The sequence below is a fragment of the Paenibacillus sp. JJ-223 genome (assembly GCF_927798175.1).
Lineage (GTDB): Bacteria > Bacillota > Bacilli > Paenibacillales > Paenibacillaceae > Paenibacillus > Paenibacillus hubeiensis.
Genome location: NZ_CAKMMP010000013.1, coordinates 166,810 through 181,190, shown reverse-complemented (window position 1 = coordinate 181,190; position 14,381 = coordinate 166,810). Strand labels below are relative to the sequence as shown.

Sequence of the window (14,381 nt, the reverse complement as noted above, 5' to 3'; positions counted from 1 at the left end):
TTGCAAGGACATTACTCTGCTTTTACGAGAATCTTAACCTGGTTTTTCTCTTTCAAAAGCGCTTCGAACCCTTCGCTCACGACTTCATCCAAAGAAATCCGTTTGGTAACGAGCTTCTCGGCAGGGAAGAACCCTTTATCCATCAGGCTGATGACGGCCGGGAACACGTCGCGATAACCGATGATGCCGTTTACGGTACGTTCTTTCATGACGATGGAATTCGGCATGATCGGCGCTTCCTTTTCGAAAATGCTGACAATCATCAATTCGCCGCCAATGCGGGTGGAGTTAATCGCCTGCTGCAGCACAGGAGGAACGCCTGTAACCTCATAAGCTACGTTGACGCCGCCATTCGTCCGTTGATGAATCTCATCCACCACGTCGAACTTGGTTGGATCGATGACGATTGCGCCAAGCTCTTCTGCCTTCGCTTTGCGCTCTTCAGACAGCTCGACCACATAGATCTCGGAAGCACCAGATGCTTTCAGTGCCTCGATGACGAGCAAACCGATCGGACCTGCGCCAAACACGGCTGCGGTGTCTCCTACTTTCAGTTTGCTTTGGCGTACTGCGTGCAGCGCCACGGCTGAAGGCTCAACCAGGGCACCCTGTTCGTACGAAATGGAGTCGGGAATCGGATGGACCATGTTTTCCCATGCCGTCACATATTCGGAGAAACCCCCGCCGCCGCCGGCAAGACCCAGGAAGCCCATCTCATCGCACAGATTGTATCGTCCTTGTTTGCAGGCTTCACAGTGTCCGCAAGCATAGATCGGCTCAACGACTACGCGATCGCCTGCCTTGAAGCGGGTAACGCCTTCGCCAACCTCCACCACTTGACCGGAAAACTCATGGCCCATAACGATCGGTGCTTTCTCCCCTGTTAGCGGATGCGGATCCTGCGCGGGAATGAAAATCGGCCCGGCTGTATATTCGTGCAAATCACTGCCGCAAATCCCGCACCATTCTACTTTTATTTTAACCTTTCCCTTGACAGGGCGGGGTTCTTCAATGTTTTCGAGACGCAAATCTTTAACTCCATGCCAACGAAGTGCTTTCATTTCTTTCATCTCCCAGATGATTTGTTTTAAATTAATTCCGGAAACGTTTCCGTAGTTAAATATGTCACACTTTAGATAACATGTCAAACTTAAATTTCCTTTTATTTAATTAAAAGTTGAACCATTCTCGCGATGAACTCCATGTGAAATAAAGCACTTTCATTGAAGCCTATTCATTTTCCCCACAGCTGCAATATTTATGCGGATACATTCGTGCGGCAAGTGTTATAATCTATATATATCCATCGTTCCATATATTACTTCGAACCAAAAATCGGAATCGTTTCCGATGAAATGAGGTCAGATTTTAACGTGAGCAAAGAACATAAAGTGACAATCAAGGATGTGGCCGAGCGGGCTGGCGTAGGCATCGCCACCGTCTCCCGCGCCATCAACAACTCGAAGGGCATCAGCAGCAAAACGAGGGAACGAATCATGCTCGCGATTGAAGAACTCGGTTTTATTCCCAATACGTCCGCGCAAAGCCTGAAAATTCGCCAAACCAACCAAATCGCGCTCGTTGTGCCCGATATACGCAATGCCATTATTCCGGAAATTTCGTGGTCGGTCGAGCAGACCGCCAAACAGCATGGTTACCATGTGGTACAGATTAACACCGCCGGCAATGCACGCACGGAGCTGGAAACGATCCGTCATATTAAAAAACTGCATGTCGACGGGCTGATCATGATGCCCCTGGCCTACCCCAAAACATTGCCGTCCCTGATCAACAAAGCGCCATTACCCATATCCCTGATCAATTACGGCAAAAAACTGGAACAGGGCATTCATGCGGATATCGTCTCCCTTTCCCAACCTGAAGGCAAACTGATCATGGACCATCTGATCAAAATCGGCCGGACCCGCATCGCTTATGCCGGCGCTCCCAAAGACATTATCGAGGAACGTTATCGGGCGTACGAGCAAGCATTGGGGAATGTCGACATCTCGCTGGTTTACTTCGGGGAGGATTTTTCATTGCAGACCGGCGCAAATGCTGCGGACTATTTTTACGGCCTGACCCGTATGCCGGACGCCGTCTATGCCATCAATGACATGGTGGCCATCGGCCTGGTCAACCGTTTTAAGGAATTGGGCATTCGCGTTCCGGAGGATGTAGCCGTCGTTGGCGTGGATAACAACCAATGGACCACGGTCAGCTCGCCGAAGATCAGTTCCGTGTCGATCATGGGCGAAGAAGTGGCCAGGCTGGCAACGGAATTGCTCCTTAAACGCATTCGGGACATGAGCTCCAGCGACTACGAACGGATTCAGTTCGAGCCCAGGCTTATCGTACGCGAGTCCAGCGTCAGCATGACACGTTCGACGCTGAGGGAATAAGACGATGAAGGCATGAAGCGTTCATGCTGCCCTTCCCGGCAAAACGCCGGTCATCACGCAAACAAGGTGCTCCCGACGTGGGTCAACCCGTCGAAGAACACCTTGTTTGTCGTTCTCTCTACTTTGAAATGCTATGCCTTACGGCGTTCCCTTGGCCCCCTGCCAACTCGTTTGAAAAGCAGCAATTGCCTTCGTACCTATGTAATGATTGAAAACTTGAGCTCTACCCGGTCTGTGTCTGTGATCGTCGTGCAATCGGCATTGCTCCAACGTTCTGCTGTGATCTAAAAGAAATACCAAACCAGTTTGAACAAAGCTGCCGTAACGAGTATGGCCACCAGTACCTGAACGATGGCACGAACCTTGGCATACAAAGCATCCTGTTTGGATTGGTCGGTCATTCTCAAGGTTGCCTCAATCACGACAAGCGCCAGCACGCCCAGCGTGACCAGCCCAAAAGTGACCATGCCCGTATTGCCCAACGTCGTGGAAAGCACGCCTACCAAGTAAAATGCAATCAACATGATTCGGTTAAGTACCAGCCGCATGTTCCCCCTCCTTATCTGCATTCAACGTTATTCGGGAAAGATACACGTCTTTGCCTTTCATACGTTTGAATATACATAAAGTTTCATAAAGTTACAGATTAAGGGTAAGAGAGTCAGCGGCGTTCACCCTGTTCCAGTTCTCGGCTTATGCACATTTCCATTTTGGAACGAAGATCGCTATAACGGTCAATCATGAAATGATTTATGCCCAAATCGAATCCAATCCGGCCCATAATGGAATCATCTTCATGCGGCGTGCTCCATGCAAACAACTGCTGGTACAGATCTTCCATCGATTCCTGTAGCTTTTGTGCATGCCGAAGCGGATGATCCGGAGCTTCCATTGTGAATTGCAACAAATCATGAAGCACCTGATATCGGTGCACTGCCGAAAATTGGGCAGAATCGCTCCTGTTTGCACAGGGTGCAGACGCCAGATGATCTGAGGCCGTGTTCGTTTCGTTTAGCCGCAGCTCGGCGATCAATTCACGAACACTCAATCCTGTCAATGGCATCGCCATATATGCCCACCAATGACTGCCTGTTCCGTTCTGGCACAAATCCCAGCCAGGCTCCAACAACAGACGTTTAAGCACCTCTTTCTGGGAGGGGCCGTACAGGGCAATTCCCAGAACCAATCCTGCATTGCAGTCGGTCGATGCACGATTCCCCCACTCGACAAGTCGGGGAACCATATTCGCCGCAGGAGCCCACTTCACGCACAATGCAGGCAAAAATTCCGAGAAAATCGCCTGCCCGACCACTTGTTCCACCGCCTCTTCCAGCCGGTGGTGTTGCTCTTCGCAAGGCAAATGCAGCAAAGCAAGGCACGCATCTTTCGACAGGTACCAATCCCCTTCAAGTACGCAATCTACCAGGTAATTCGTATCCAGGGGATACTCCATATAACCAAGAACATGCAGAAGCTCCGACGGCATCTCCGGTTTCAATCTTCCGTGTTCGAACGCGAATCGGTACAATTGTTCCGCCAAATCCCGGTCACCACATCGCATCACTGGTCCAAGCAGCGCGGTATAACGATAATCCTCGGGCCGCTCCATAAAAACTCGCAGCAATGCGGCAGCGTCCGACCGATCCCCGTAATTTGAAATCACTTTGCAATGGGCGTCAATGATCGCCGCATCAGGGGCTGTGTTTGATTTCAATCGCTCAAGCAGCTTGCTCGTCGTTTGGATCATCGCTCTCCACCTTCCAGCACGGACAGCGCCATATCGATGCTCTGCCGAATAAACGTCTGATCCGGTCCGGATTTCATCATGACCGTCAGACCAATCATCGAAACGACGAGCGATTGAGCCACGGCATGTGCATCCAGCGTCCCGGATAGTTCCCCCATTTCCTGTCCCCTCGCGATCGCTTCTTTAAAAATGGCGGCAAGATACATCTGATGCTCACGCGTAAGCACGGCAAACCTCGGATTATGCGGAGCCAGTTCAACCATCGTATTAATGCAAAAACAACCTCTATTTATCCCCGTTTCTTCCTCAGCAGTCCCGATGCTTTCGAACAAGGTGCGGAACGAAGCTCGAACGGAGGACTCCTGCTGCAGCTTGGCTTTGATTCGGGATGCATGCAGGGCGTTATATCTGCGCAGCGTGCTTTCGAACAGTTCTTTTTTGTCCCCGAAAGCTGCATAGAGGCTGGGACGCTGAATGCCCATGCTGCTGGTCAAATCGCTCAGCGATGCAGCTTCGAATCCTTTTTCCCAAAACACATGCATGGCCGCATCCAACGCTTTTTCGGTATCAAACTCGCGTGTTCTAACCATTGACAACCCACCTTTTATTACCGTTCAGTATAATTCATATTTTAAAAATTTTGACGTTCACCGTCAAGTCTTTACCATCCATTTTTGATGTTTAGAACTGGTTACCTAGATTTTTATTGACATTATATCCGATCATGCCTTATCGTTTTATTCAGCTTTATTATGTATCGATCGGTACATTATAAGGTGAATCCTTACTATTTTCACATCCTGAAGGGAGCTTGATCATGAGCAATTCGGTACGACAAGTTCGTATTTCCAGGGAAACCCCTGCTGCTTTGCCCGGATACGTCGTTCTTTTGTTAGCCCTCTGCAGCGGCCTTTCCGTCGCAAACATTTATTATGCCCAGCCGCTGCTGGACTCCATTGCCAGCGACTTTCATGTCTCTGCTTCCGCGATCGGTATCGTCGTTACCGTAACCCAGGTTTGTTATGCTGCAGGTCTGCTGCTGCTGGTACCGCTCGGCGACTTGGTTGACAAACGCACACTGATTGCCGTTCAAATGGGCATATCGGCTCTGGCCCTGGTGTGGGTTTCGGCTTCTACGTCCATAACCGCCATGCTCATCGGCATCGCCGCGGTCGGCACGCTTGCCGTCGCTGCACAAACGATGGTTGCTGCCGCAGCGACGCTTAGCCCGGAAGCCAAACGCGGACGCACGGTAGGTTTGGTGACCAGCGGCATCGTCATCGGCATATTGCTGGCACGCACCGTTGCCGGGACGTTGAACGACTGGCTGTGCTGGCGGTCCGTTTACCTTTTTTCCGCAGGTTTCACGATTGTATGCGGCATCGCTTTGTTTGTCTTGCTCCCAAAACACAAGCTCCCCAAGTCAAAGCTGAGTTATGTGCAGACGGTTCGTTCCGTATTCCGGCTGTATCGCGAACTGCCGGTGCTGCGCGTGCGTTCTCTGCTCGCCATGCTTATTTTTGCGTGTTTCAGCATTCTGTGGACTTCGATGGTTTTGCCTTTGAGCACGGCACCGCTGTCTTTATCCTATACGGCCATCGGCGCCTTCGGCCTCGCCGGTGCTGCCGGAGCTTTCGCCGCGGCTCAGGCCGGCAAACTGGCGGACGCCGGATACGGCCAGCGCGTCACGCTGATCGCGGTGCTCATTCTTCTGGCCTCTTGGCTGCCAATAGGTCTGCTGTATCACTCCATTGGCTACCTCATTGTCGGCGTCGTGCTCCTGGACCTCGCCGTACAAGCCATTCACGTGACGAACCAGAGCCTGATCTACAAGGAGCGTCCCGAAGCCCAAAGCCGCCTCACTGCCGCATACATGGTGTTTTATTCCATCGGCAGCGCCACAGGCTCCATCGCCTCTACGCAAATGTACGCATGGGCAGGATGGAGCGGGGTTAGTTGGCTTGGCGCTTCCGTAAGCGGCCTAGCCTTGTTCGTATGGGGTTATGAGCGCATACGCCAACGAAAATAGTAACACGGCTCTGCATTCTCCATCACGCGATGTCATACCTGCTTCTCAAGTTTGTTCCACACCACGATAAACCGTGTTGCAAGCGGGCCGCACAGCCGCGAGATCAGAAACCGGTTCAGACCGCTTCGGTTTTTGCCTTGTGCGAGCCCTGCATTAATCAAAGCTAACGTACCCCAACCGACGAAATATTCATTTTCCATAGGTTAGCCTCCGTTTCAATCATTTGACGTAATATACCATTCACTTTCCAAAACGTTTTTCAGCCGGGCATTTCGGCTTTTCAGAAAGGCATGCATGTATTTCCGAAGGACCAATCGCTCGGCGATCATACCCAGAACGCCTAAAGGGGCCTCAAATATTAGCGTATCCCTCATGCAGGTGGCCTGATTATCCCGTTGTTCAAACGAGTGCACATGGCGCATGCTCTTAAAGGCTCCTTTCTCCATTTGGTCCACGAATAGAAAAGGCCGGTCAAATTCTACAATGCGCGAAGTCAGCCGCTGCCGGATGCCGAAGTGGGTTGCTTCAAGCGTGACGCTCTCCCCTGCGCCGATCAGGCCTGTGGTCACTCCTGCGACTGCTCGTTCCCGCGTATGTTTCCAGACCGTTCGGGTATGCAAGTCAATGTTTCTGGCCGCGTCAAAACAACGCTCCATCGGAGCATGGATCATCGTTTCTGTCTGGACTTCAATCATCGGAGCAACTCCCTCCACCGGTTCCATTTCCTGGTTTCTCCTAGTATAGTGCTTGCCCTGAAGCAAACACAATGAACCCCAGGCACGCAAGCCAAAAACGGGACTCCTGATTTGGTGCAGGAGTCCCGTTTCATATGAAGCAAGTAGCCAGTGCCGAGAAGCGTTCCTTTGCTAGATCTTCAATTCCTTAATATCGATATTACGCTCCTTGGACAAGTCGCGATATTGGCCGGATTCGACCTTGACAAGCGGTTTGAAAATATCTGAGCTGTTATTCATGATAATAACACCTTTCTCCGCATTGCTCAGTACCACCTGTTTGCCGATGAAATTAGGCATTAAGTGCTGCATCAAGGCTTGAACGGCCTTCCCGTTCAGTTTGCCGAAACCCATCGCATAGATATCACGCAAATTGTTGATCAGGTTTGGATTGCTGCTGCCGTGTTTGCCGGATCTCATGCCGATATACACATCGGCCACGGATACGATTTGAGTGTATGGATGGATGTCCTTGTGGTCAAGCATCTGCGGATAACCCGAGCCATCCTCACGTTCATGATGCTGAAGGGCTACCAGCGCCGTTGTTTCGTCGGTCATGGAGCTTTTGATAATATCGTGCCCGTAGATCGTATGACGCTGGTATTCAAGCTGCTCTTCAAGCGTAAAAGGTTCCAGCTTGTTGCGAATCCGGTGGGATACCTTGCATTTGCCGATATCGTGCAAATACCCGCCGCGACTGATGACATAGCTCTCTGCCTGCGAATAGCCTAGCCAAGTCGCAATATAGAACGACAACAGTCCAACCTGAATCGAGTGCGTATAGTTGTTGACGTCATCCCGCTCCAGCATCATCAGCAGATGAACGACATCCTTCTGCTCGTCCAATCCGTCGACCATGGGTTGAAGCGCATCGTCCACCATCGTGGCGTTGAATTTGCCTACGGTGAGTGCTTCCAAAAAAGCATTTTGATAGTTATGTACGGTTTGAATAAATTGGGGCTTCATTTCCTCTTCCGGCGGTTCTTCCTTGCTGATTCCAGGGACATCCACAGCTGCTGTATCGCCATTTGCAACAGGTTCTCCTTGCTCGCGGTCCACAATGTCGACGTACTCCACCCGATGCTGCATCAGCAGGGTGATGTCATCGCTTTTGAGAACCGTCCCCTTGCCCAGAACGTGCAGTCCTGCATCGCTAAATGTATCTGCAGAGAGACGATCGCCATCCTGCAAACTCAAAATATGTATTCTCAAATCCGCTTCCCCCTGAACGATCATTATAGTACAGTCCCCAATGCAACAGGGCCTCGAAACATCTATATTACTTAATATCGAATATTCAGCGAGGTTTCTCCATAGTTCTAATGACCTTAATCACGGTGGGAAATATGAACGAGTAAGACTTTATTCTCATTTCGAATTTGAAATAAATCCCGGGTCTACACAGGTCATTGGGACCATAGGAAAAAGCCCAAACCTAAATGTCTGGGCTTTTTCGCGGAATCAAATGTTGACCGAAGCCAGGCTTCCACCCTTGGCGAAAAGTCGTTCAATGCTTTTCTCCACGGCGGGATCCGGAATCAGCGGCGGAGCTTGATGCGGTTTGACGCGTGCATCGATAATGACCTGATCACAGCCCCAATGTTTGTGGCTATATCTGCTGTTCACACCATATATGTCATGGGAAGGATTGCTTCTAGTAAATGTAGCCCATAAAAAATTGCTCAGATTCGCACTCATGAAGGTGCTGTCATCGCACAGGATGATCATGGGACAGCCGTCTTCCGCTCCCCGTTCCTGGAGTGCATCGGTCAATTGCCGCATTTGCTGCTCCGCGTCTGCGTAATCGGCGAATGCGTCCGTTTGCATGCAGACCACTCCCGGCATGATGAGTCGCGGGTTCTCGTATCCGCGAATCTCTTTCAGCGATTCGGGAACCTCTCTGCATAATTCGCGCCGCTTGTCCCCGTATGCCGCAAACACGACTTTGCTGCCGCTGTTCAGTCCCGTCCCGGAATAATCGAGCGTATCGATCGTAGTATTCGTCTGAAAATGGATGTCGCGCTGCAAATCCATGCGTTCCAAAATATAGGACAAGAACTCGATCTCGCGATGCGTGTCGAGCGGCTGCTCGTCCTCGGCCGTAATGAAAAGATACTTCGCCAAACTAAGCTGCCCTGTACCCAGAATGCGGTTGGCGATGGTCAACAGCTCCGTAGGCTGCTTCACTTTCTGATACGGCGTATACCGCTCGCTTCCGATGGCAAAGAGCAAAGGGTGAACCCCTGCGGCATCCACCGCATGGACTTCTTTGACGCCGGGAACTTCCTGTTTGACGGCATCGCCCGTTATTTCGTGAATCAATTCTCCGAAAGACGTATCCTCCTGCGGCGGACGGCCAACCACCGTGAATGGCCAAATTGCGCCTGGTCTGGCATATACTTTGTGCACCCGCATGAGCGGAAATGGATGCGTCAAGCTGTAATAGCCGAGGTGGTCACCGAACGGGCCTTCCGGTTTCGTCTCACCTGGGTAGATCTCCCCCGTAATCACAAAGTCCGCGTCGTTGCTGATGCAATACCCGTCCTTGTAACTGTAGCGGAAACGGCGGCCGGCAAGCAGGCCGGCAAAGGTCATTTCGCTGAGCCCTTCCGGAAGCGGCATCACGGCCGACAGCGTATGCGCAGGCGGACCGCCGATAAAAATGCTGACCTTCAGCGGCTCTCCCTTTTTCACAGCCTTCGCCTGATGAATGCCGATGCCGCGATGGATCTGGTAATGCAGTCCGATTTCCTTGTTCATCTCATACTCGTTCCCGCTCAGCTGCACCCGGTACATGCCAAGATTCGAGTTCATGATGCCCGGCTTGTCCGGATCCTCCGAATACACCTGAGGGAGCGTGACAAACGCCCCGCCGTCCATGGGCCAGTGTTTGATCAGCGGAAGATCGGAAATCTGGATCTCTTGTGCGGCCACCGGCAAACTGATCGACTTCTCTTTGGGCAGCGCCTGCCAAGCTGCGAGGGCTGTGCGAACGTGTTGAAACGGCGACTTGAGCGCCTTCATCGGATCGTTCCTTACGCCAATCACACGCTGTACGTCGTCCAGCGTGCTGCGGAACATGAATTTGCTGCGTTCGATCGTGCCGAACAAATTCGATACGGCCGGGAACTTGGAGCCTTTCACATTTTCGAACAGCAGCGCCGGCCCTTTCGCCTCGTAAACCTTCAGGTGGATGGCAGCCATCTCCAGATGGGGATCAACCTCTTCCTTGACCCGGACAAGATGCCCGTGCCGTTCCAAATCGATAATGCAATCTTCCATGCTGCGATATTTCATCGGATAACTCCATTCTTGATAAAATAGTGTTCATTGGTTGCCTTGAAAAACATGTTCAACGATTCACATAGGGGTGCATCACTTGCGTTATCGATGCGGTCATTCGCCAGACGAACCTTGTCCTGCGAAATTGAATATTTTATCAATATAAACCGCAATAATCAATCACACCAGGCCACTGCGAGTACAGTACCATCTTCCGATCGCTATTACCCCCAGATTTTTTTGAATCCCTTTTTCAAAGGGGAAAATCCGGTGATAAATGCGAACGCTTCGCTTCTCCAGATTGGTTCTGTCTCTCCGTTAACGTGTGGATGTTTTTGCGGTTTATATATCATTGCATTCTGACGATTCTTTCAACATCACATCACATCTATATTATCAGATGATCCTCTGCTTCGACAAACGGGATATATCCTGCATAAAAAATCATGATGTGGCGCATTCAAACCTCGCGCTGAAACGCTTATGACTTGAAACACCAAAAAACTCCGAGCCTTTAAGGCCCGGAGCATACTCTGCGAAAATAGGAAATTGCACCATAACGATGATTCTATCATATTCCTTCGACGATCCGCGCTGCCCGTTTTCTCGCTTCACGCAGCACGATCTCTTCGTCCAACGTCAGCAGTTCGCGGTGTCTCATCAACACGCGTCCGTTCACGATCGTTGTGTCCACGTCGGCTCCATTCACGCTGTAAGCGAGCAGCGATTCGACGTTGTGCATCGGCTGCAGGTGCGGCTTTCGCAGGTCGATCAGGATCAGGTCCGCTTTGCGGCCAACGTCCAGCACGCCGACGTCTTCATGCAGGTTGAGCAGATAGGCGCTGCCGCTCGTCGCCATCCGCAGCACCTCCCGTGCCGGCAGCTTCGTAGGGTCGCCATGGTCCAGCTTTTGCAGCCACGTCGCAGCCTTGATCCCTTCGAACATGTCCACCGTCGTTGCGCTTCCGGCACCGTCCGTGCCCAGCCCCACGGCAACGCCTTGGGCCACCATGTCCGTGATCGGAGCGATGCCGCATCCGAGTTTCAAATTGCTGACCGGGTTATGGGCGACGCCGCCGCGCATGCCCTTGAACCTGGCGATGTCGCGGCGGTTCAAGTGCACCCCGTGGGCGAGCAGCACATGCGTTTTTTCAAACAAACCTGTGTTCTCCAGATACTCGGCAGGCGTCATGCCATACTTTTCGCGAATCTTGACCGTTTCTTCCCGGGTTTCGGCCAAATGGATATGGATCGGCACCTGTTCGCTCTCCGCCATTTCAATCACTTCGCGCAGCGGCCCGGGCGGGCAAGTGTACGGGGAATGCGGGCCATACATTGTCGTAATGCGGCCTTCTGCCTGGCCGGACCAGCGCTGTACGAGGTCCACCGCCTCCCGCAGCCGGGCTCCCCCATCGTCTTCCATAAATACCATGCCCCGCGTAAGGGAAGCACGCATGCCTGTCTCGGCAACCGCCTCCGCAATTTCGTCCATATGAATGTACATGTCTGCAAAAGCCGTCGTCCCCGACCGGATCATCTCGGCCAAGGACAGCTTGGCGCCCCAGTAAATGTCTTCCGGCGTCATCCGGGCTTCCGCGGGCAGCATCTTGCGATCCAGCCAGTCCATCAGCTTCAAATCGTCGCAGAACGCCCGCAGCAGACTCATCGGCGTATGCTGATGCGCGTTGATCAATCCCGGCATGGCGAGCATTCCGTTCCCTTCCAGGATGTCGTCTCCCGGCTCGGCGGAGACTTGTGAACCCATCGCGACAATCCGGTCTCCCTCCATCCGGATATCTCCCAAATAGGCACTTTCCTCATCCTTCATGCTCAGAATGTTGACCTGCCTGATCAATATCCCCATCGTTTCACGGCTCCTTTAGTTTAGAATGTCGATGCTCTAAACCGAGGATAAACCTTGACGCAGCGGAAAGGTCAAGGGCGCTTTTTCATTTTGATTAAATGAAACCGTTGAATGAAGGGTCTGGGGTCTACATGCACCATGTAGGGATACACTCCCGTGCTTGTGTGCAAATAAAAGAAACCGCCTTCCTTTCCCATTCGCCGGAAAGACATATCGAACACGTTGACGAGGTCGAATTCCCGGTATTTCGTCACGATTCGATCAGCATATAACACCATGGAACGATGGCTCAGGAGCACCTCCTGCGAGATGCCCGTCACCTCGCGCTGCACTTTGTAATACGGCAATACCGCAATGGGTTCCACGTTCTCCCCCCGTCCCCTGTCTTCTTTGTCCCATCATAACAGATCGGGAACGGCGGCAAAAACATGTTTGCGCTTAAATTACCTTAGTCGTGACTTCTAGAGGTTCGGCAAGCTCCTTCTGAATGTCATCCAGCGTAAAACATTGCTCCAGATGATAGACGCCATGCGGCGCTCTCTCCCTGTACATGCGTTCGGCCACGGCCGCTGCCACGGCTGCGGTCGCATCCGCTTCCCGGCGTCCGACCAGAAGCTGCTCCACCTGAACGTCTTTCCCGTGCAGCTTGCCTTTGGCATCGACTTTGACGGCGTACATCTCTTCACCGCCGGGCAGCAGGTCAAACGCTTTGACCGTGCCGTTACGGATCGACGGTACGCTTAGCAAACGGAACATGCCAATATTGCGCGCCAAAGACATCAATCCGGTCATGAAGCGGGAATCCAGGCACAGCCGGGTAGATACCGTCGGAATTCCGAGCGTGCGGGCAACCGTGTGCTGGTCGGAAAAATTAAAGCGATAGGCTTTGCGCTTCCCGAGCTTTGGCCCGAAATCAATGGATTTGCCGTCCATAAAACTGCGAACAAGCACGAGTTTGTCGTTCTCCATAACCTGGTACGAGGCATTCAACTGATCTACGGTCCATTCCACGGCTGCTTTGCCGTGTTTCTCCCCCAGACCAAGCATGACCGTGATATCCACCTCAAGCACTTCGTCGATATGGGCTCCGGCTGCGCGCACCAGCAAATTGGTCACCCCCGGCGACAACCCGACGCTGAGCATCGCGGTCGCTTTGCCTTTCTGCAATCTTTGGTGCAAAGGCTCCACCAAAGCCAGAAAATCTCCTTTTGCCGATATGTCCATATAATCCGTCCCGGCCTGCGCGCAGGCTTCCACGAATCGTGTATCCATCTGGTCGACGCACATGACCACCAGCTTGACGTTTTTTAATTTGGCGGGATCGACTCCCTTTCTTACGTCCAACAGCAAAGGCTGAACTGCTCCGCCCGTGGAGCGGCTGAATTCTATGGCTTTTTCCAGCCGCGTGCCTGCCGCCCATACTTTGCCTGGAAACGAACGGGCGAGCACAGTGCAAACCATGCTGCCGACTTGGCCATAACCGCCGATGACCCAAATTTGATCTTTTTCGGCCTGATAATCATGCACGGATGGCATAGTACCCCTCCACCCAGAACGCTCCAAAATAGCGTGTACTATTTTTGTATCCGCAGTCCCTAAGCAAGCGAACCAGCTCTTCGCCCGAGACGGGATCGGATTCATGACCTAATGAAGCAGCAAAACGCTCCCAATCCGAGGCGGGAACACCTGCTTCAAGCATGTGCCTTTTCCAGGCATTCATGACGGCCGGGTAGGCTGGCGAGGCCAGATCTGCATTCACGGAGGAAACGATCAAGGGTGCACCTGGCTTAAGCCGATTCGCCACCTCGTTCAAAAATCGTCGCTTCGCTTCCAGGCCCTGGATGAAATGCAGCATCAACATGCTTGTTGCCCCATCATACCGATCGCCCGCTTGCAGTTCCTCCAGCGTCACATCGTGCAATTGAACCCGGGATTCCAAGCCTGCTTCGTGAACCCGCTGCTGCGCAAGGCGAATCATCGGAGCCGAGGGATCCACGCCGACAAACGTCCAGCCTGGATGCCGTTTCCCGAGCAGCGTGATTTCTTTCCCTCCTCCCGCTCCGGTTACCAGCAGTCTGGCAGCGGTTTGGTTTTCCAGCGTTGCGGCAAGCAGCCGCTCCATCAGCTGATGCATCCGGTCGTACCCCGGTATTTTATGCGCGATCGATTGCTCGTAGCGACGTCCGTCAACGGTATCCCAACTCATCGGGGCAGATTGTTCTTTCATGGGTGTCACCCTCCTTCGGTTGTAAGTTCGGCTTGACGGCTATATGCCCTAAATTCATTATAGAAGGATGCATATGAACAACCATCCCAGAAGGCT

The 14,381-nt window shown here is 52.3% G+C and carries 14 protein-coding genes; 2 read left to right on the top strand and 12 right to left on the bottom strand.

The annotated features are described in order from the left end of the window. Positions 1-11: 11 nt before the first annotated feature. Entirely contained in the window at positions 12-1,061 is a 1,050-nt protein-coding gene (locus tag L6H98_RS22080) for a 2,3-butanediol dehydrogenase (protein WP_236419539.1), read from the bottom strand. Between the two features lie 312 nt (positions 1,062-1,373). On the opposite strand from L6H98_RS22080, the gene L6H98_RS22075 reads away from it, so the two are divergent. Continuing rightward, the gene (locus L6H98_RS22075) at positions 1,374-2,402 is read left to right on the top strand and encodes a LacI family DNA-binding transcriptional regulator (protein WP_236419537.1); all 1,029 of its coding nucleotides are present in this window, start codon (positions 1,374-1,376) and stop codon (positions 2,400-2,402) included. A 284-nt stretch (positions 2,403-2,686) separates the two neighbouring features. On the opposite strand, the gene L6H98_RS22070 is transcribed toward L6H98_RS22075, so the two are convergent. The 3 genes from L6H98_RS22070 to L6H98_RS22060 all read right to left on the bottom strand — a co-directional run bounded on the left by L6H98_RS22070 (position 2,687) and on the right by L6H98_RS22060 (position 4,739). Beyond that, the gene (locus L6H98_RS22070; protein WP_236419535.1) at positions 2,687-2,950 is read right to left on the bottom strand and encodes a hypothetical protein; all 264 of its coding nucleotides are present in this window, start codon (positions 2,948-2,950) and stop codon (positions 2,687-2,689) included. A 113-nt stretch (positions 2,951-3,063) separates the two neighbouring features. Continuing rightward, the gene (locus L6H98_RS22065) at positions 3,064-4,149 is read right to left on the bottom strand and encodes a hypothetical protein (protein ID WP_236419533.1); all 1,086 of its coding nucleotides are present in this window, start codon (positions 4,147-4,149) and stop codon (positions 3,064-3,066) included. Beyond that, positions 4,146-4,739, bottom strand: a complete 594-nt coding sequence (locus L6H98_RS22060) for a TetR/AcrR family transcriptional regulator (protein WP_236419530.1) — start codon at positions 4,737-4,739, stop codon at positions 4,146-4,148. The genes L6H98_RS22065 and L6H98_RS22060 overlap by 4 nt, the downstream gene beginning before the upstream one ends. Before the next feature lie 227 nt (positions 4,740-4,966). Between L6H98_RS22060 and L6H98_RS22055 the strand changes: the two genes are divergently transcribed. Next, the gene (locus L6H98_RS22055; protein ID WP_236419529.1) at positions 4,967-6,178 is read left to right on the top strand and encodes an MFS transporter; all 1,212 of its coding nucleotides are present in this window, start codon (positions 4,967-4,969) and stop codon (positions 6,176-6,178) included. Positions 6,179-6,210: 32 nt separating this feature from the next. Here the strand turns inward: L6H98_RS22055 and L6H98_RS22050 are convergent, their stop codons facing one another. The 8 genes from L6H98_RS22050 to L6H98_RS22015 form a co-directional block, all read right to left on the bottom strand. Further along, a complete protein-coding gene (locus tag L6H98_RS22050; RefSeq protein WP_236419527.1) occupies positions 6,211-6,378 on the bottom strand; it encodes a hypothetical protein in 168 nt (55 codons plus the stop codon). 15 nt (positions 6,379-6,393) lie between these two features. Beyond that, positions 6,394-6,900 (bottom strand): SRPBCC family protein, encoded by a 507-nt coding sequence (locus L6H98_RS22045; protein ID WP_356723947.1) that lies wholly within the window; start codon positions 6,898-6,900, stop codon positions 6,394-6,396. Positions 6,901-7,044: 144 nt separating this feature from the next. Further along, complete coding sequence (locus tag L6H98_RS22040; RefSeq protein WP_236419524.1) at positions 7,045-8,124, bottom strand: HD domain-containing phosphohydrolase; 1,080 nt, start codon at positions 8,122-8,124, stop codon at positions 7,045-7,047. Between the two features lie 249 nt (positions 8,125-8,373). Further along, positions 8,374-10,209: a UbiD family decarboxylase gene (locus L6H98_RS22035; RefSeq protein WP_236419522.1), complete on the bottom strand. Its 1,836-nt coding sequence runs from the start codon at positions 10,207-10,209 to the stop codon at positions 8,374-8,376. A gap of 556 nt (positions 10,210-10,765) precedes the next feature. Continuing rightward, positions 10,766-12,058: an amidohydrolase gene (locus tag L6H98_RS22030; RefSeq protein WP_236419520.1), complete on the bottom strand. Its 1,293-nt coding sequence runs from the start codon at positions 12,056-12,058 to the stop codon at positions 10,766-10,768. A gap of 71 nt (positions 12,059-12,129) precedes the next feature. Beyond that, the gene (locus tag L6H98_RS22025; RefSeq protein ID WP_236419518.1) at positions 12,130-12,423 is read right to left on the bottom strand and encodes a hypothetical protein; all 294 of its coding nucleotides are present in this window, start codon (positions 12,421-12,423) and stop codon (positions 12,130-12,132) included. A 73-nt stretch (positions 12,424-12,496) separates the two neighbouring features. Next, entirely contained in the window at positions 12,497-13,594 is a 1,098-nt protein-coding gene (locus L6H98_RS22020) for a saccharopine dehydrogenase NADP-binding domain-containing protein (protein ID WP_236419516.1), read from the bottom strand. Continuing rightward, entirely contained in the window at positions 13,578-14,285 is a 708-nt protein-coding gene (locus L6H98_RS22015) for a class I SAM-dependent methyltransferase (protein ID WP_236419514.1), read from the bottom strand. Before L6H98_RS22015 ends, L6H98_RS22020 begins: the two co-directional genes overlap by 17 nt. Between the last annotated feature and the right edge of the window lie 96 nt (positions 14,286-14,381).

Bases quoted from the DNA above. Each gene is read 5' to 3' on its own strand.
- L6H98_RS22080 (WP_236419539.1), bottom strand. From the start codon at position 1,061: ATGAAAGCACTTCGTTGGCATGGAGTTAAAGATTTGCGTCTCGAAAAC.
- L6H98_RS22070 (WP_236419535.1), bottom strand. From the start codon at position 2,950: ATGCGGCTGGTACTTAACCGAATCATGTTGATTGCATTTTACTTGGTA.
- L6H98_RS22065 (WP_236419533.1), bottom strand. From the start codon at position 4,149: ATGATCCAAACGACGAGCAAGCTGCTTGAGCGATTGAAATCAAACACA.
- L6H98_RS22060 (WP_236419530.1), bottom strand. From the start codon at position 4,739: ATGGTTAGAACACGCGAGTTTGATACCGAAAAAGCGTTGGATGCGGCC.
- L6H98_RS22055 (WP_236419529.1), top strand. From the start codon at position 4,967: ATGAGCAATTCGGTACGACAAGTTCGTATTTCCAGGGAAACCCCTGCT.
- L6H98_RS22050 (WP_236419527.1), bottom strand. From the start codon at position 6,378: ATGGAAAATGAATATTTCGTCGGTTGGGGTACGTTAGCTTTGATTAAT.
- L6H98_RS22045 (WP_356723947.1), bottom strand. From the start codon at position 6,900: ATGGAACCGGTGGAGGGAGTTGCTCCGATGATTGAAGTCCAGACAGAA.
- L6H98_RS22035 (WP_236419522.1), bottom strand. From the start codon at position 10,209: ATGAAATATCGCAGCATGGAAGATTGCATTATCGATTTGGAACGGCAC.
- L6H98_RS22030 (WP_236419520.1), bottom strand. From the start codon at position 12,058: ATGGGGATATTGATCAGGCAGGTCAACATTCTGAGCATGAAGGATGAG.
- L6H98_RS22020 (WP_236419516.1), bottom strand. From the start codon at position 13,594: ATGCCATCCGTGCATGATTATCAGGCCGAAAAAGATCAAATTTGGGTC.
- L6H98_RS22015 (WP_236419514.1), bottom strand. From the start codon at position 14,285: ATGAAAGAACAATCTGCCCCGATGAGTTGGGATACCGTTGACGGACGT.